Origin of the sequence: Buchnera aphidicola (Nipponaphis monzeni) (genome assembly GCF_006741185.1) — a bacterium.
Classification (GTDB): Bacteria; Pseudomonadota; Gammaproteobacteria; order Enterobacterales; family Enterobacteriaceae; genus Buchnera_H; species Buchnera_H aphidicola_T.
On record NZ_AP019379.1, the window covers coordinates 340,803 to 359,317 of the forward strand.

Sequence of the window (18,515 nt, forward strand, 5' to 3'; positions counted from 1 at the left end):
ATATACTACGTAATAAATTATATTTTAAAATATTAATATTAGTAATTAAATATTATTTAATATTGTTGTACTTAATTTAAAATATAAAACTATATTTATAATATAAAAGCTACTCTGATAACATTATCAAAATATAAATTATTTTAAAAATAATTTAAAATCTATTTTTACAAATTTCTAATAAAATTTTATTTTTCATATAAATTTATTAAATAGTTACATTTATACAATATATAATTTAAATGTATTTAATAATTAACTAATAAATAATTAATAAAAAATTGTTAAGGATTATTTAATATACATTTTATTATATGAATTCATTTATATTAATATGCATTAACTTGAAACATTATTTAAGGATATTAAAAATGATCAATTTAAATTTACCTTCTTGTGATTTTGTTATATTCGGAACAAAAGGAGATTTAGCAAAAAGAAAATTGTTTCCATCATTATATCGATTAGATAAAGCAAATAAGTTATATGATAATACACGTATTATAGGGGTAGGACGTGCTGACTGGAATAAAAAAAAATATTTAAATATTATAAAAGAATATTTAAAAAAATTTATGAAAGAAAAAATAGAAAATTTTATATGGACTAAATTTAGTAATCGTTTAGAATTTTGTAATATTGATGTTAATAATATGTCTGATTTTGCCCAATTAAAAAAAATTTTAAATGATCCTGAAAAAGTAATAATTAATTATTTTGCTATGCCGCCTAATACTTTTAGTGCTATATGTCGAGGATTAGGAGCTTTTAATTTGAATAATAATATGTCAAGAATAATAATAGAAAAACCTTTAGGATCTTCTTTTAAAACATCACAAATAATTAATAATCAAGTAGCTAAATACTTTCAAGAATCCCAGATATTTAGAATAGATCATTATCTTGGAAAAGAAACTGTATTAAATTTATTGTCATTAAGATTTGCAAATTCTCTTTTTTCTAAAAATTGGGATAATAATACTATTGATCATATACAAATTACTGTCGCTGAAGAAGTGGGAATTGAAGGAAGATGGAAATATTTTAATGAATTTGGTCAAATGCGAGATATGGTACAAAATCATTTGTTACAATTATTATCAATAATCGCTATGGAACAACCAATTAATTTTCATGCAGATAGTATAAGAAATGAAAAAGTGAAAGTATTACAATCCTTATCTTTAATTAAAGATTCAGATATAAATAAAAAAACAGTTATTGGACAATATACTTCTGGATATTTACATGGTAAAGTAATTCCCTCTTATTTGGATGAAAATGGTTCTAATAAAAAGAGTAATACAGAAACTTTTGTTTCGTTACGAGTAGATATAGATAATATAAGATGGAAAGGTGTACCTTTTTATTTAAGAACTGGTAAAAGATTACCTTGTAAGTGTTCGGAAATAGTTATTTTTTTTAAAAAAATTACTCTTAACTTTTTTTCAGAACATTTACAATCATTGCCACAAAATAAATTAATAATTAGATTAGAACCAAACGAAGGTTTAGACATACAAATTTTAAATAAAATTCCTAGTCTCAATTTAGTACACGTTTTAAAATCAACAAAATTAGACTTTTGTTATTCTAAAAATGAAAATTTTAAACATTTACCTAGTGCTTATGAACGTTTATTATTAGAATGTATGTTAGGGATGCAATCATTGTTCGTACGTAGAGATGAAGTAGAAGAAGCATGGAAATGGGTTGACTCAATTATCTATACTTGGGAAAAACATGTTAAATATCCTGAATTATATTCAGCTGGAACATGGGGTCCTTTATTATCTAATAATATGATTATTAGAGATGGAAGATTTTGGAGTTAATTTACAAATAAAATCAACAATATTCTATTAGTTTCAATTAATTGAAAACATTTTTTATAATATTTACTATATAAATAAATTTAAATTATTAACATTATTTAAGTTAATTTTTTTTAAATATTAAAAAAATTTGTAATATTTTAAAATATTATTGTTATCGTATTCAATATTTTCAACTTAATAATAAAGATATTAAATTAAATTAATATATTTTTTAATCATTAACAAACAAAATTATATTAATTTTGTTTAATTATTAAATTAGATTAAATTAGTGTTAATAAATAATTATTAATTTAACTATATTTTAAATATTATATTTTTTATAATATATATATTAATATATACAAATTATTGTATCAATATGTTTTATATATAAATTTTTTTAATTAAAATATAATTAAATGCTATATTAAATAAACGTGACATACAAAATATTTATTTATTAATAATTTTATTTAAAACAAATATTTTGAAAATACCTATTATTCTTTCTAAGAAAAGTTAATAAAAATGTTTTTTATAGAAATTTGTGCAAATATATTAAAAAACTCGTAAATAGTAAAAATGTTATTAATTTTTAATAAATTATTATTCTGTAATTATTAATATTATTTAAAAAAAAAAATTAAACAGTTATAGATACTTGATATTTAAAATATTTTATTACATTATCAAAATAACGTTTATTATTTTGTTGGAAGTATAAATATGTTTAGATATACTATTTTTATCATTGCTAATTTAACAGTGATGTTTATACTTAGTATTATATTAAATAATATTAACATAAATTATAATAATAATTTATGTTTAATTGTTACCACTGGATTATTTGGATTTTTTGGGTCACTAATATCTTTATTATGTTCTAAATGGATAGCTTTAAAATCTGTAAAAGGAATAATTATTAGACAACCAAGTAATTTTAATGAATCTTGGTTAATGAATGCTGTTTCAAAACAATCTAAAAATGTAGGTATCAAAACTCCAGAAATAGCAATTTATGATGCCATACACATGAATGCCTTTGCTACAGGTTATAGTTGTAATTCTTCACTTATTGCTTTTTCAAGTGGTCTTTTAGAAAAAATGACTAAAAATGAAATCCAAGCAGTCATTGCACATGAAATTAGTCATATTAAAAATGGCGATATGGTGACTATAGTTTTATTACAAGGATTAATTAACACATTTGTAATTTTATTATCTAAAATAATAGCAAAAATTATTGTAAGTATTTTTTATAGAAATAAAGATCATTTTAAACACGATAGTATTGATGTAATAATTTATTTTGTTGCATCTATATTTCTAGAATTAACATTTAGTATTTTAGCGAGTATTATTACGATGTGGTTCTCTCGTTATAGGGAATTTTATGCAGATGCATATTCTGCTAGAACAGTTGGTAAAAATAATATGATATCTGCATTAAAAAAATTAAAAATGAGTTATAGTACACAAGAACCTAGCAATATCGTTACTTTTTGTATTCATTATAAATCTAACTCTTTTTTAAACTTATTTTTGTCACATCCTCCTATAGATAAAAGAATTAAAGCTTTACGTAAAAATTACTATATATGATAAATATCATTTTTAACAAAAATTTATTTATTATTTGCAATATTGACGATGGTAATGATGACACTTATAAAGTTTGATATATATAAAAAACATTTTTTTTATTAAAAATAATTAGATAACAAAAAATTTATATTAAAGAAATTTTTTGATGATATATGATATTATTTACAATAATTAGTATTATAGATTTTTATCTTATATTTAATGTTTTTTTTAAAAAAAATTAATTTTTTTATAATAAATACAAATGTATTTGCAATTATATATAGTCAATAATAATTTTAAAAATTTTTTTACATAATATTATATTTTTTACAGTTTACGATAAAATGTTACTATATGTTATTGATAAGTTGTTTAAAAAATTATGATTACAACATATTAAATATATGCTATTATTAAAATAACTTTTAATAAATTTTATATATGTTTAATTTAGTTCAATATTTAAATATTACAAAAAAATTAACATATTTTAGTAATAATAAAAGATTTTTTAACTAATTTAAATTATATTTTATACTGTATCAGTCCCTTTTTTTACGGAGTTTCTAGTGGAATTTTTTTTAAACCCGTCAAATTGGGCAGGTTTATTAACGTTAATAATGTTAGAAGTAATATTAGGAATAGATAATTTAGTATTTGTTGCTATATTATCGGAAAAATTACCTTCTTTTCAACAAGATAACGCTAGGTTAATTGGATTGAGTTTAGCTCTTTTTATGAGATTAGGGTTGTTATCGTTAATATCTTGGATAGCTACTTTAACCAATCCAATTATAAATAATAATTATTTCCATTTATCAGGACATAATTTGATATTGTTACTTGGAGGAATTTTTTTATTGTTTAAAGCTACTACAGAATTGCATGAAAGATTAGAAAATAAAGATAATTTAAATATAAGTAATAAAAATTATGCGAGTTTTTGGGTAGTTATTACTCAAATTGTCATATTAGATACTGTATTTTCTTTAGATTCAATTGTAACTGCTGTAGGTATAGTGAATAAATTATCAATTATGATGATAGCTGTAATTATTGCTATGGTATTAATGTTATTAGCTTCTAAAATACTAACTAATTTTATTCGATCACATCCTACAGTTGTTGTATTGTGTTTAAGTTTTTTATTGCTGATAGGTTTCAGTCTAGTAATGGAATCAATAGGATTTTTAATTCCTAAAGAATACTTATATGTAGCTATTAGTTTTTCTATATTAATTGAATTGTTTAATCAAACAGCTTGCAGAAATTTTATGCAATATCAGTCTAAATTACCTATGAGACAAAGAACAGCAGAAGCAATTTTTAGACTTGTTACTAGGGAAAAAAATACTTTTTTAAAAAACAATATATTAAGTAAAAAAAATAATTTAATTACATTGCCAACATTAGAAAATGAAGTATTTAAAGATGAAGAAAAATATATGATTAACGGTGTTTTAACATTATCTGGTCGATCTATTCGTAGTATAATGACTCCAAGAGGAAAAATTTCATGGGTTGATATTGAACAAAAAAAAGAAGATATTAGAAAACAGCTTTTAACAAGTCCTCATAGTTTATTTCCTGTATGTAAGGGAGAAATAGATGAAATTATAGGAATTGTAAGGGCTAAAGAATTATTGGTAGCACTTGAAAAAAATATTGACGTTATAACTTTTGCTTCTAAAATTTCTCCTATTATTATTCCAGAAACTTTAAATTCTATTAATTTAATTAGTATATTAAGAAAATCTAAGGGTAATTTTGTTATAGTTACTAATGAATTCGGAGCAGTACAAGGATTAATTACTCCTTTAGATGTACTGGAAGCTATTGTAGGGGAATTTCCAGATGCTGATGAAACTCCAGATGTAATATCTGAAAATGGAAGTTGGTTAGTGAAAGGAAGTACTGATTTGCATTCTTTATCACAATTATTTAATACTACTAATCTTATAAAAAATAAAGACAGTTATGCATCTTTAGCTGGTTTATTAATTGCTCAGAAAGGACAATTACCTCATCCTGGAGAAAAGATTATTATTGATTCTTTAACTTTTTATATTATTGAAGCAAGCGAATACCGTATTGATTTAATTAGGATCACAATTAACAAAGCAATAACACACAATAGTAAAAATTAACAAAATACTATTTAGTATCGTTTTAAAAAAAAATAATTAGATTATATAATAGAAAAATATCTTATAAAAATTTAGATATATGACATATAAAATGAATGTATATAAAAAAATATTAGCATTAGATGCTTCTGTTCATAGTTGCTCAGTGGCATTATTAGAAAAATATTGTATTAAATATTATTTTGCTAAATGTAACAAAAATCATACAGAAAAAATTTTGCCTATGTTAAAAAAAATTTTACGTCAAGGTAACAATATAACAAATACAATTGATGCTATTGCATTTTCTAGAGGGCCTGGTTTATTTACAAGTACCAGAATTACTATTAATTGTGCACAAGGTTTATTTTTAGGTTTTCAAGTACCTTTAATTTCTATTTCTTCCTTTAATATAATAGCAGAAAAAATATGGAGAAAAAAAAAAATTAATAATGTTATTATTTTAATTCATTCCTCAAAAAATAAATTTTATTGGGCTATATATAATCGTAATAAACAAGGTATATGGTTTGGAGAAAAAACAGAAGAATCAATTGAAAAAAAATTAATAATTTTTAAAATTAATAAATTAAATGGATATTGGGCTATAACAGGAAATACATTATTAATACAAGAAATTATTAAAAACAAAAAAAATAATTTATTTTTATACCATTATCATTTTAAATACTTTCATGCTCAAGATATGATACCTATTGCTATATCTAAATTGAAAAATAAACAAACAACAAAATTAAAGAATATTATACCTGTTTATTTAGAATAAATATATTTTTAAAATATTGCATTTATGCAAATTATATTTCATTATTTATTTTTTAATAAATTAAATAAATAAAAGCATACGTATTTTAAAATAATAATTAAAAATATCAAATAAACATCTATAATTTTTTTCGTTTATTTATTTAAATGATGAAATGCTAAACATTTACATAATAATATTGTAATACTTTATATTTAGTTGTAAAACAATATTATTTATTACTAACAAAACCCTGCTTGTAAATATTTTTTAAATATTTTTTGTATTTGTTTGTAGAATAATTAAAATGTTAATTTGTTATTTTGTATTACTTTTAATTATACTAATATAATTAACAATATTTTTAGCAATTTTGTTTTTATATTTTAAAAAGTATAACAACTACAAATTATTGATAAGTTTATTTATTTAATAAGTACTCAATATTTTTATAGGTATAAAATATTTTTTTTATAAATTTATTAATACACTTATAGCATTTACATAAATTTTTATGTATTAGACTACACAATTTAAAACGATATGTTAAAGTTTGTTTAAAATTTATAACATAAATAAAACGTTATTTTTTAAAAAATTATTAATGTTTTATTTATTAATGATGTTTAATAAACATGTTTAGTTAATATGTTTATGATTTATGTATATATATTATGGTTATCATTTATTTAACAAATTTATAACAAATTAAAGAAAAATATGTTTTAAATTATAATCTTATTATTTTTAATAGTTTTAGCTTAAAATAAATTATGTATAAAATATGTTTAAAATTTAAATTAAAATTTTTTAAACTATTTTTTTTGTTAATTACTTTTTATTAAGTAATTTTATTGTTTGTATGTATACATATATATTATATGATAATCTATAAGTAACAATTAAAATAATTTAATATTTAAAATATTAAATATAATTTGTTATGAGTAGCATATTATTTTTATTTGTAATTTTAAATGTTAAAATATATAGATGATACTTTTATTGATAATTTATATATTTATAATTGTTATTATATTATTAATATATATTTATATATAATCAATTAAATAAATTTAATACAATGTTTTGCTATTAATTTTTTTAAGTTTTTTATGTAATGTTAAAATTTTTTTTACTATTATTATTTACAATATAAAAATATTATTTAAATTGTACTTAAAATTAACTTTTTTTTATTCTACTAAACATAAGTATAATGGTTGAAATGTAGTTTGTTAACTATTTAAGTTTTTTTTAAAAGTAAATTATTATTTTATTTAATCAAATTATTTTATATTTAGATACTTTTGGTTAAATACAAGAATATAACATCAATGAATAAATGTAGTATAGTAACAAAAAAAACATATACTTTAAATATATAAAATAAAATATTTAATTAATTTAATAATAATTAGGACTTTATTTTTTTATTTATATTTATTATAAATATTTATTTTAATATTAATTTAACTTTAAAGTTATTAATTATATATTAGTGATATATTAGAAACATACAATTTTGTATTTTAAAAAAAATATTAATCTATTAATTATTTAAATAAATTATTATTTTTTTTAAAAATATTTGAAGTTTTGTATTTTAATTGTTAAAATTATCATTTTTTATAAAACTATTTACTTGTTTTAGTAAATAAAATGTATAAAATTTGATTTTTTATTTTAAATATCAAATAAACAATAATAAAAATAAACAATATTTAATTTAAACAAAAAAAATATTTTTTTATTTTTTTTGTAATATTTTTTAATAAAATAATATTTAAATATTAATTGTAATAAAAAATATTTTTAAATTATAAAAAGTGTATTAATTTTTTAATACAAAAATGTTTTTAAATTAATATTATTAATGTTACTTATATACAATATCAACAATATAAAATTTTTATTTTTTTAGTTAAATAAATTAAAATGTTAACGTTCATTATTGTTAATATGTGTCTCGTATATATTTTTTTTGAATTGATTATTAGTGATGATTATTATTTTGTTAAGTAATATAATATATATATTAATGTTATTACTTAATATTTTATTGAATATTAAATTGCATATTTAGTTAATATTGTTAAATATGAATATAAATAGTTAAAAATTTACTTAACATCATTGAATGTAATTTACGTAACAGTACTATTTAATTTTTTGAGTAAATGTTAGATATGTTTACTAAAATAGTATATATAGAATGTTTTTTTAAAACAAATGTTAATTTTTTAATTATGATTTACTTCTAATAAATATGAAAATAACTGAATCTATTAAAATTATTTTAAAAAATAGCTATTTATTTAAAAATAAAAACGTTGTTTTTTCTGGTTGTATAAAAGAATATATATTTGACAATATATTAACCAATTCAACAAAATTACATTTTTTCAATTATCATTATTGGAGTATATTTCATCAATTTTTGTACAAAAATTCATATTTTGGTTTAAAAATTAATGAAAAAATAACTAAAAATGTAAATATATTGGTATATTTTTGGCCTAAAAATAAATTAAATGCAACATTTCAATTAATTAATTTATTATCTAGTATGCCTGAAAATATTGAATTGTTTATCGCAGGAGAAAATAGAAGTGGGGTTAAAAGTGCAATCAATTTATTGAAACAATGGGTATCATTGAAAAATTTTGACAAATCAAGAAAATGTATTCTTATCCGTGGATTAGTGAGTCAAAAGCCTAAATTTTTTTTAGCAAATTTTTTTAAAAAATATATATGGAATAGTTACAATATAAAAGTTCTTCCTGGAGTATTTGGATTCAATAAAGTAGATGCAGGTAGTATATTATTAATGTCTACTTTTATAGGTAATACCAAAAAGAAAATTTTAGATATAGGGTGTGGTTCAGGTGTACTTGCAGTAGCGATTGCTAAAAAATCTTTATTAAAAGTGAATTTAACGTTAATAGATGTAAATATAGAATCTTTAATATCAAGTAAAGAAACCTTAAAAATAAATATGATCAAAGGAAGTGTATTAGCTAGTAATTTATTTTCTAGGATTACTGGAAAATTTGATTTAATTATTTCAAATCCACCTTTTCATAACAATTTAAATACAAACAAAAAAACTATTCAAAAACTAATTAAATATTCTAAAAATTATTTATATCCTAAAGGAGAATTAAGATTAGTCATAAATAATTCATTATTTTACCAAAATTATATTTTAAAAATTTTTGGGAATTGTAAAATTTTAGTTAACAATAATGGGTATAAAGTATATCAATCTTACTTAGAATAATCTAAAAAATGAATTTAAAAAAAATCTTAGTATTTTTTAATACCCGGAGCGGGACTTGAACCCGCAAAGCTTAATTAGCCGAGGGATTTTAAGTCCCTTGTGTTTACCTATTTCACCATCCGGGCTGAACATATCATACTAAATTCTACTTTTGTAAATATGTATTACATGTAAAAAAATTATTAGGCGCATCTCGGAATTGAACCGAGTTATACGGATTTGCAATCCGCTGCATAACCATTCTGCCAACGCGCCATTTTTAAAAAAAATATTTTAAATATTATGTTATTAAACAAAACATTTTTTAACATCTAAGTTAGATTTTATCTTTTTTTTTATAAAAAGTCTACATAAAATATGTTTATTTAAATAAATTGTTTTAGATATTAAATACAAATATAAAAAATTTATTTTTATAAATATAAAATACATACTTTACATTAAAAAAAAATAGGTATATAGTATTGAAGAATTATAATTTAGTTTGTATTCTGTACGTTATTTTTTTTACTCAGGAGGGGTGGCCGAGTGGTTTAAGGCAGCGGTCTTGAAAACCGCCGATGAGAAATTATCCGAGAGTTCGAATCTCTCCTCCTCCATAAAATTGATTTTAAAAAAAAAGTAGAATTAATAAATGCATATTAATTAAACAAATTTTTTATATGTTTTAGATAAATGTAATAGTGTTTACAATTTATTAGTTATTATTTATGTAAAAATATTATTTTAACAATTTACTAACTTATCGACTTTTTTATAAAAAAACAAAAGATCAAAACCTGATAAAATTAAAGTAATTAAATAACCACAGCTTGCAATAAAACATAATCCTGTTAATCTTAATATTCTATATGTCATGCATCCTATACTCCAATCTGGCATTATTTTTAATAATCCTAATATAATAAGGACCATTACCAATGTTGCAATAAATAAATTCCAAAAAAATTTTATCCATCCAGGCTCTGGACAAAACATATTTTTTTTATATAAATAATAAAAAAGAAAAAATACATTTACCCATGCTGCTAAACTAATAGATAAAGCTAAACCTAAGTATTGAAAGAAATAAATTAATAATATATTAAATAGTTGTGTTATCAGTATTACATAAAGAGAAATTTTCATGGGTGTTTTTATATCTTTTTTGGAATAAAAAGCTGATGATAAAACTTTTACTAAAAGAATAGCTATTAACCCTATCGAGTATGCAAATAAAGCTTTTTGTGTCATATTAGTATCATTTATACTAAAATTTCCATATTGAAATAACACTATTATTATAGGTTTAGATAAAATACTGAGAAATACAGTGCTTGGAACAGAAAATATTAAACAAAATCGTATACCCCAGTCTAATAATTTAGAGTAGTTATGTTGTAAACTTTTTGAAGAAATTTTTGATAATGCAGGTAATAATACAGTAGATAAAGAAATACCTAGAATTCCTGAAGGAAATTCCATTATTCGGTCTGCATAATATATCCAAGATATTGATCCTGAAATTACTAGAGAAGAAAAAATTGTATTTATAATAGATGAAATTTGACATGCTGATATACCAATTATTACTGGAATTAATTTGTTAATAAAATACCATAATCTAGTATCTTGAAAATTTATACATGGAAAAATTAAAATTTTAACTTTATTAAGGTAGAATACCTGATACAATAATTGCAAAACGCCTCCTATAAATACTCCCCATGCTAGAGAAAAAATGGGAGCATAAAAAAAAGGAGAGAAAAAGACTAATGTAGTAATAATACTAATATTTAATAAAATAGGAGAAAAAGCTGGTACTAAAAAATAATTCCAAGTATTTAACACTGATGAAGCTAAAGATACTAATGATATAAAAAATATATAAGGAAAAATAATTCTTAATAATGATACTGATAAATTAAATTTTTCTAAATTATTAACAAAACCGGGAGCAATAATGGATATTATTGTAGGAGCTATGATCATTCCTATACCATTAAGTACTATCAAAATTAAAATCATTAAACCTAATATATTAGAAATAAATTCTTTAGTATATTTACAACCTTTTCTTTTTTTGTATTCTACTAAAATTGGTAAGAAAACTTGAGTAAAAGCTCCTTCAGCAAAAATACGACGTAAAAAATTTGGTATTTTAAACGCCATGAAAAAAGCATCAGTTACTAAAGAGGCTCCAAATAATTGTGCAATTAAACAATCGCGAATAAAACCAAGTAATCTAGAAATAAACGTTACTATGCTAACAACTACTATGGATTTCAAAAATTTCATTAATTATTACTCCTTATCGTTATATTCCATGAAACTTTAAAATAATATGGAAAATATTGAAATCATTTTAATTTAAAAATATTTAAAAAATATAGAGTAATTGAGATTAGTTAGCAAAACTAGTAAAATCCACATTTTTATTAAAATTATAGGGTAACAAATTGTTATATTTTTTGTTTTAGTAATGAAATTATGTAAAAAGTATATTTGTTTTAATAAATATTAAATAGAAAATCTTAACTATATATATATTTTAAGTAGATATATTCATGTCTAGAGATGTTTTAGTTTAACATAGGAATGCAATTTTACTAAAAATACTTTTTAAACAAAAAAATTAAATATAAAATACGTTATTAACGTGTTGTATAAATAAGTTATTATATTTTCAAATATTGTAAAATTTAAATTTATAACAATATAATATTATTTGCATGTGTAGTTGCAGAATACTGTTGTAATATTTAAATATTAATACTAATATTAAAGCGTAATAATTATAAACATATCATTATTACTGTTAAAGAATCTGATATATATACTTTAAAAAATCTATATGTATTAATTTTTTAAAATAATTAGTATAATTATAATTATTTTACGTTAATTATCACTTTTCCATCGACATCAGATTCGCCTATCAATATTTTGTTATATATTAAAATACGTACTTTTTGGCCACTTTGAGCATTATTTAGAGCTTTTCCTGTTGATTCAATTTGGAAACCTTCTCCATTAATTATTATAGGCACTATTGTATTATAATTAATTAACCATACAGATTTAATTAAATTAAATGTTATAGGTTCGTTTGGCTTAATTTCTTTTAAAGTGACCTTGTTTAAAATATCTGACATTTTGACGCAAGTGTTTTTAGGTAAAAGATCTAAACGTCCCATTTTAAATCTTAAATGATTAATTGATAAAAGAGTATTTTTAGGTATTGTTTTAGTAACTGTAATATATTTTCCTATTAATTGTAATTCTACTTTTAAATATCGATGTAATACATGACAATCTATTAACAATTCCATCAAACCCCAATTTTTGTTGCTATTATTTAATATTAAGATTTTAGGTTTTTCACATAGATTCCATTTTTTTGCTTGGGTGTATACAATTAAATGCATATTGTGAGAATAGTTAATATTTCTTTCTTTTAAATATTGAAATATGTTATCAAACAAACTTGTTGCATTTACTTGTAACATAATAAACGTAATCAATAATACAATTTTTTTTTAATAAACATATTAAAAACCTTAATAGTTCTAATTATTATTATATTTAGATTTATTATACCAGTTATTGTTGATTATACATCATTATAAAATATTTTTTTAAATTTAAATGTTATTTAATTTAAGCATTTATTTGAAATGTTATAATCATTATTAAAAAATTATTTAATTACAATTGTTTGCAAATGTTTAAAAATAATGAAATATTTAAATTTTAATAAAAAAACATTTTTTTATAAAAAAATTTAATAATGTTGTATGATATGCAATATATTATATACTAATTCCTTTTTAAGTTTTATTTTTTATGTAAATTATATTTTTCATTAATAATGATTATTTAAAAAATAAATTACTATAAAATAGTATATTTATTATTAAACAATAGATAAATACTAAATATTAAATGATGTTATATAAAATGTAATTAATTGATTAATATTATAGAGTAAAATATTATGCTTACAGAAATAAATAATTTATTTCAATTTAATAAAAAAATTTTAAAATTAATATCTTATCAAGAAGAGCTTATAGCGTCTAATATTGTTAACGCTGATACTCCAAATTATTTTTCAAAAAAAATTAATTTTGCTACTGAAGTAAAAAAAATACTAAATAAAGACAATATAAGTTTAAGTAAAACTTCTAGAAATCATATTCCTTTAGTTTCTAACAACACAAAATATCATGTGTATGACAACGTTAATTTAGAGAAATCTGCTATAAAAAATAGTGTTAATATGAATTTTGAACGTATAAATTTTTTAAATAATAGCTTAAAATATCAAGCTGAAATTACATTTTTAAATCATCAAATAAAAGATATTTTAGTTATATTACAAAGTTAATTAAGGAAAATATTGCATATGTCTTTAATAAATATTTTAAATATTGCTGCTTCTGGATTAGAAGCTCAATCGAAAAAATTAAATGTTAGTGCGAGTAATTTAGCAAATTCGGAAAGTATGATATATAAACATGGAAAATTTGTTCCTTATACAGCTAAACAAATTGTTTTTAAATATGCCAAACATGACAAATCTAAAATAGGAGGAATTAATTCATACGAAATTAATGATATTAAAACTCCTTTTAAGAAAATATATGATCCTTCTCATCCTTTATCAAATACTCAAGGGTATGTTAGAATGCCTAACGTTGATGTTATTAATGAAACTATAAATGGATTAATTGCAGCACGTAGTTACCAAGCTAATATAGAAGTTATTAATACAGTAAAAAATTTAATTACAAAAACATTAACAATAGGACAATAAAAACTATACTAATATTAGGAGATATTAAATATGATTAATAATATCAATAATCATTCTTTTATTATTTCAAATGATTTTAATAAAAATAGTTTAAAAGATTACATGATGAATGAAAGTAATGTTAATAATATACACAAAAATTTTTTAAATATTTTAGTAGAACAAATAAAAAATCAAAATCCTCTTAATCCTATTGAAAAATCAGATTTAACTTCACAATTAACTCAAATTGACACTGCTACAAATATTCAAAAAATTGAAAAACTTGTTAGTAATTTATTTAAAAAAGATAAAATTAAAAAAAACATAAATACAAATTTTCCAAATATAAATGATATTTATATTTCTCATGCTAATTTTTCATATAATAAAACAAATGATAAAGTTTATTTAGGGTTTGTGTTAAATGAAGATGCTTCATCAGTTGATATTAAAATTATTAATAAAAATGGAAAATTAATTTATTTCAAAAATTTAGGTTTTCAGAAAAAAGGAATTCATAAAATTGTCTGGAATGGACAAAACAATTTAGGAAAAATAGTTCCAAAAGGAAAATACGAATTGATAGTTATACCTACTAAAAATAATAAATTATTAACAACACAACCATTAACTTATTTTAATCAACTTAAATTAAATAATACTATTAAAAATAAATTTTTGGATTTAAATAAAATATAAATAAAAAATAATATTAAATATTATTTAATTTATAATAAACATAATAACAATAGTCATATTAAAGTTATTTTTGTGTATAATGATATGATATATAATTTTATTAATTTATATATCAAAAATATGAATTAAAAACATTAATAATTGACGTTATTAATTTTTAATTAAATTATTTAATGATAATTCCAATATTTGATAAAAATACTTAATTTGTGTATTAATAGTTTCAATTATATTTGTAAAAATTTCAATAAATATGTATTTTTAGTATTTTCATAATATATAAACATAATAGAAAGTTTATTCTAAACGTATTATTTTAAAATAAATAAATGGTAATTATGTTTTTTTAATAGATAATTATCTATATGAATAAAAAATTAATAAAATTAAGTAATGACTAATACAAATCTTTATGTTTATGAAATAAAATAAAAAAATGGTTTTTTATTAAAAAACATTAAGTAACTTTTAAAAAAAAATTTTATAAAATAGTACTTTTAACAAAAAACATAATTTTATAACTATGTATTAAATGTTGTACAATATATTTACATATGTTAATAACTTTATAAAAAATTAAATTTTATTTTTTTAAAGATAGCAATTAGTATGAATTAATACTAATTGCTAAAAACATTTTATTTTTTTTAAATTTAATTATTGAAATAAATTAAGTTATACTGTGTATTAATATTATAAATATATAAAATACATGTTTATTAAATATAATATTTAAAATAATTATTTTTAATATATTCAATAAGTAGTATAAATTATTTTATTACTAATATGTCATAAAAAATAATTATTTTAAAAAATAAAAATATTAAATTATAAACTAGTAAAGTATTAAAAAAATTAACTTTTGATAAAAAAATAAATTGCATATGTAAAAAATGATAAATACATTAAATAATTAGATTAAGAAATAGAAAAAAATGATTATTTTAATATTTTGTAATAAATACGTTTAATTAAATAACATAAGATGTGCGAAAATGCATAAACAATTTTTTTATTATATATAAATTTATTTTTAAACAAAAAAATATAATAATTAATCTTAATAAAAAAAAAATGGAAAATTCAATAAATATAGCAATGCATGCAGCTAGCCAATTACTTGAAAAACAAAATGTTACGAATAATAATTTAGCTAACATTTCAACTACAGGTTTTAAAAAAGAATATTTTTCATTTATAAAAAATAATAATTTAAATTGTAAGAAAGATGAGTTATTAGACAGTAGTTCTACTTCATTTTATGATTTAACGCCAGGATCTTTAGTGTATACTCAAGAACCATTAGATGTAGCTATACAAAATGATAGATGGTTCGTTATTCAAGATAATTTAAATAATAAAAATTATTATACTCGTAATGGACATTTTAATATTGATAAAAAAAGATTTCTTAATATTAATGGAAAATATGTAATAGGAGAGAAAGGGTTAATAAATATACCTAAAGATATTACTTTAAAAATTTTAAATAACGGAGATATTATAGCGTTTAAAAAAAACACTCAAAAGTTTAAAATAGATAGATTAAAAACTGTTCAAATGAATGTTAATCATATGATACATCTAAAAAATGGATTTTTTTATATAAAAAAAAGATTTTTAAATATGATAAACAATAATCAAAAAAATGATACATTAGTAAAATCTGGAGTATTAGAAAGTAGTAATGTTAACCCTACAACAAGTATTATTGATATGATTACTGATGCTAGATTATTTGAAATGAATATGAAAATTATTTCTCATATAGATGAAATTACACAAATGGCTAACAAAATTTTAAATATTAATGATTAAGAGAAAAAATATGTTTCCTTCATTATGGATTGCTAAAACAGGATTAGATGCACAACAAACTAATATGAATGTTATATCAAACAATTTAGCGAATGTTAGTACAAATGGATTCAAAAAATCAAGAGCTATTTTTGAAGATTTAATTTATCAAAATGTACGGCAACCAGGATTGCAATCTTCTCAAAAATCAACTATTCCTTCAGGTTTACAATTAGGAACAGGAACTAGATTGGTAACTACTGAACGTATACATACTCAAGGTAATTTATTAAAAACCGATTCTTCTAAAGATATAGCTATTAACGGACAAGGATTTTTCCAAGTAAAAATGCCAGATGGAAATAATGTTTACACTCGTGATGGATCTTTTCAAATTGATCAAAATGGTCAACTAGTAACTAATAGTGGTTTTTTAGTACAACCTACAATTGCTTTTCCTTCTGATATTACTAATATTAATATAGGTAGAGATGGTATAGTAACAGCAAATGAACAAGGACAAATACAACCTATATCTATTGGTCAAATTAGTTTAATGAGCTTTGCAAATAATGCAGGTTTAGAAAGTTTAGGAGAAAATTTATATAGAGAAACTCAAGCATCTGGTGTACCTATAGAAAATATTCCTGGAACAGGAGGAACAGGTTTATTGTATCAAGGGTTTATAGAAACTTCAAATGTAAATGTTGCTGAAGAGTTAATTAATATGATTCATACGCAAAGAGCATATGAAATTAACAGTAAAGCAATTAATACATCGGATCAAATGCTTCAAAGATTATATCAATTATAGTATATTTTTATTTGTAATTAATATGTCTGTTTTAATTAACACATTTTTATTAAATATAATATTTTACACTAAAATAAAAAAACTTTTATATGTTAAAACTACGTAAGTTGAAAAATAAAAATTGTTTAATTATCTTTTTATTTTTAATTTGTACTATTAGTGGATGTACAACAACAATACCACATAAAACAGCAAATAATATTACGGAAAAAATATCTTCGGTGTACATTACAAATAACGTTGTACTAAATAATGGATCAATATTCCAAAAATGTATTCCTAGTAATTATAGTTATCAATCATTATTTGAAGATTATAAACCTCATAATATAGGAGATATTATTTCTGTAATTCTAGAAGAAAACATTACTGCTAGTAACAGTTCTTCCGCTAATATTAGCAAAAATGGTAACGCTAATATTGGAATTGCTGCTACACATGGACCTTTTGGTAACTTGTTAAATGAAAATTTAAATAAAACAGAAATAAACGGTGCTTCTAAAAACAATTTTTTAGGGAAAGGTAGTAATTATGCAAAAAATTCGTTTGTTGGAACAATTACAGTAACAGTTTCAAAAATATTTCCTAATGGCAATTTAAAAGTTACAGGAGAAAAAAAAATAGCTATAAATCAAGGTACAGAATTTATTCGTTTTTCAGGTGTAATAAATCCTCACGATATTTCTAAAAATAACTCAGTTATTTCGACTCGAATAGCTGATTCTAAAATAGAATATATTAGTCATGGATATGTAAATGAGTCTCGTAAAATGGGATGGTTACAACGTTTGCTTTTAAATATTATGCCAATATAAATTATACATTATATTTAAAAAA

The 18,515-nt window shown here is 19.8% G+C and carries 13 protein-coding genes and 3 tRNA genes; 12 read left to right on the forward strand and 4 right to left on the reverse strand.

The window, feature by feature from the left end:
- The first annotated feature begins 371 nt into the window (after positions 1 to 371).
- The 5 genes from zwf (at position 372) to rsmC (ending at position 9,585) form a co-directional block, all read left to right on the forward strand.
- Positions 372 to 1,835, forward strand: a complete 1,464-nt coding sequence (zwf, locus tag BUCNMO_RS01325) for a glucose-6-phosphate dehydrogenase (RefSeq protein ID WP_158344906.1) — start codon at positions 372 to 374, stop codon at positions 1,833 to 1,835.
- A gap of 711 nt (positions 1,836 to 2,546) precedes the next feature.
- Entirely contained in the window at positions 2,547 to 3,425 is an 879-nt protein-coding gene (gene htpX, locus BUCNMO_RS01330) for a protease HtpX (protein WP_158344908.1), read from the forward strand.
- Positions 3,426 to 3,979: 554 nt separating this feature from the next.
- Positions 3,980 to 5,557, forward strand: coding sequence for a TerC family protein (locus tag BUCNMO_RS01335; RefSeq protein ID WP_158344910.1), 1,578 nt, complete (start codon positions 3,980 to 3,982; stop codon positions 5,555 to 5,557).
- A 91-nt stretch (positions 5,558 to 5,648) separates the two neighbouring features.
- The gene (gene tsaB, locus BUCNMO_RS01340; protein WP_160118322.1) at positions 5,649 to 6,323 is read left to right on the forward strand and encodes a tRNA (adenosine(37)-N6)-threonylcarbamoyltransferase complex dimerization subunit type 1 TsaB; all 675 of its coding nucleotides are present in this window, start codon (positions 5,649 to 5,651) and stop codon (positions 6,321 to 6,323) included.
- Between the two features lie 2,248 nt (positions 6,324 to 8,571).
- Entirely contained in the window at positions 8,572 to 9,585 is a 1,014-nt protein-coding gene (gene rsmC, locus BUCNMO_RS01345) for a 16S rRNA (guanine(1207)-N(2))-methyltransferase RsmC (RefSeq protein WP_158344914.1), read from the forward strand.
- 40 nt (positions 9,586 to 9,625) lie between these two features.
- Here the strand turns inward: rsmC and BUCNMO_RS01350 are convergent.
- A tRNA-Leu gene (locus BUCNMO_RS01350) sits at positions 9,626 to 9,710 on the reverse strand.
- Between the two features lie 59 nt (positions 9,711 to 9,769).
- Positions 9,770 to 9,840 (reverse strand) — tRNA-Cys (locus BUCNMO_RS01355).
- A gap of 259 nt (positions 9,841 to 10,099) precedes the next feature.
- Here BUCNMO_RS01355 and BUCNMO_RS01360 point away from each other — a divergent pair.
- Positions 10,100 to 10,184, forward strand: a tRNA-Ser gene (locus BUCNMO_RS01360).
- 127 nt (positions 10,185 to 10,311) lie between these two features.
- Here the strand turns inward: BUCNMO_RS01360 and murJ are convergent.
- A complete protein-coding gene (murJ, locus tag BUCNMO_RS01365) occupies positions 10,312 to 11,862 on the reverse strand; it encodes a murein biosynthesis integral membrane protein MurJ (protein ID WP_158344915.1) in 1,551 nt (516 codons plus the stop codon).
- 593 nt (positions 11,863 to 12,455) lie between these two features.
- Complete coding sequence (gene flgA, locus BUCNMO_RS01370; protein ID WP_158344917.1) at positions 12,456 to 13,073, reverse strand: flagellar basal body P-ring formation chaperone FlgA; 618 nt, start codon at positions 13,071 to 13,073, stop codon at positions 12,456 to 12,458.
- Between the two features lie 488 nt (positions 13,074 to 13,561).
- Between flgA and flgB the strand changes: the two genes are divergently transcribed.
- From flgB to BUCNMO_RS01400, 6 genes are all read left to right on the forward strand, one after another.
- Entirely contained in the window at positions 13,562 to 13,954 is a 393-nt protein-coding gene (gene flgB / locus BUCNMO_RS01375) for a flagellar basal body rod protein FlgB (protein ID WP_158344919.1), read from the forward strand.
- Positions 13,955 to 13,972: 18 nt separating this feature from the next.
- Entirely contained in the window at positions 13,973 to 14,383 is a 411-nt protein-coding gene (gene flgC, locus BUCNMO_RS01380; protein WP_158344920.1) for a flagellar basal body rod protein FlgC, read from the forward strand.
- Between the two features lie 30 nt (positions 14,384 to 14,413).
- Positions 14,414 to 15,064, forward strand: a complete 651-nt coding sequence (locus BUCNMO_RS01385; protein ID WP_158344922.1) for a flagellar hook assembly protein FlgD — start codon at positions 14,414 to 14,416, stop codon at positions 15,062 to 15,064.
- Positions 15,065 to 16,141: 1,077 nt separating this feature from the next.
- Complete coding sequence (locus BUCNMO_RS01390) at positions 16,142 to 16,885, forward strand: flagellar hook-basal body complex protein (protein ID WP_158344924.1); 744 nt, start codon at positions 16,142 to 16,144, stop codon at positions 16,883 to 16,885.
- 10 nt (positions 16,886 to 16,895) lie between these two features.
- Complete coding sequence (gene flgG, locus BUCNMO_RS01395) at positions 16,896 to 17,678, forward strand: flagellar basal-body rod protein FlgG (RefSeq protein ID WP_158344926.1); 783 nt, start codon at positions 16,896 to 16,898, stop codon at positions 17,676 to 17,678.
- A gap of 89 nt (positions 17,679 to 17,767) precedes the next feature.
- Positions 17,768 to 18,493: a flagellar basal body L-ring protein FlgH gene (locus tag BUCNMO_RS01400; protein WP_158344928.1), complete on the forward strand. Its 726-nt coding sequence runs from the start codon at positions 17,768 to 17,770 to the stop codon at positions 18,491 to 18,493.
- Positions 18,494 to 18,515 lie beyond the last annotated feature (22 nt).

Coding starts and splice junctions, on each gene's coding strand:
- zwf (WP_158344906.1), top strand. CDS start 372: ATGATCAATTTAAATTTACCTTCTTGTGATTTTGTTATATTCGGAACA.
- htpX (WP_158344908.1), top strand. CDS start 2,547: ATGTTTAGATATACTATTTTTATCATTGCTAATTTAACAGTGATGTTT.
- tsaB (WP_160118322.1), top strand. CDS start 5,649: ATGAATGTATATAAAAAAATATTAGCATTAGATGCTTCTGTTCATAGT.
- rsmC (WP_158344914.1), top strand. CDS start 8,572: ATGAAAATAACTGAATCTATTAAAATTATTTTAAAAAATAGCTATTTA.
- murJ (WP_158344915.1), bottom strand. CDS start 11,862: ATGAAATTTTTGAAATCCATAGTAGTTGTTAGCATAGTAACGTTTATT.
- flgA (WP_158344917.1), bottom strand. CDS start 13,073: ATGTTACAAGTAAATGCAACAAGTTTGTTTGATAACATATTTCAATAT.
- flgB (WP_158344919.1), top strand. CDS start 13,562: ATGCTTACAGAAATAAATAATTTATTTCAATTTAATAAAAAAATTTTA.
- flgC (WP_158344920.1), top strand. CDS start 13,973: ATGTCTTTAATAAATATTTTAAATATTGCTGCTTCTGGATTAGAAGCT.
- BUCNMO_RS01385 (WP_158344922.1), top strand. CDS start 14,414: ATGATTAATAATATCAATAATCATTCTTTTATTATTTCAAATGATTTT.
- BUCNMO_RS01390 (WP_158344924.1), top strand. CDS start 16,142: ATGGAAAATTCAATAAATATAGCAATGCATGCAGCTAGCCAATTACTT.
- flgG (WP_158344926.1), top strand. CDS start 16,896: ATGTTTCCTTCATTATGGATTGCTAAAACAGGATTAGATGCACAACAA.
- BUCNMO_RS01400 (WP_158344928.1), top strand. CDS start 17,768: ATGTTAAAACTACGTAAGTTGAAAAATAAAAATTGTTTAATTATCTTT.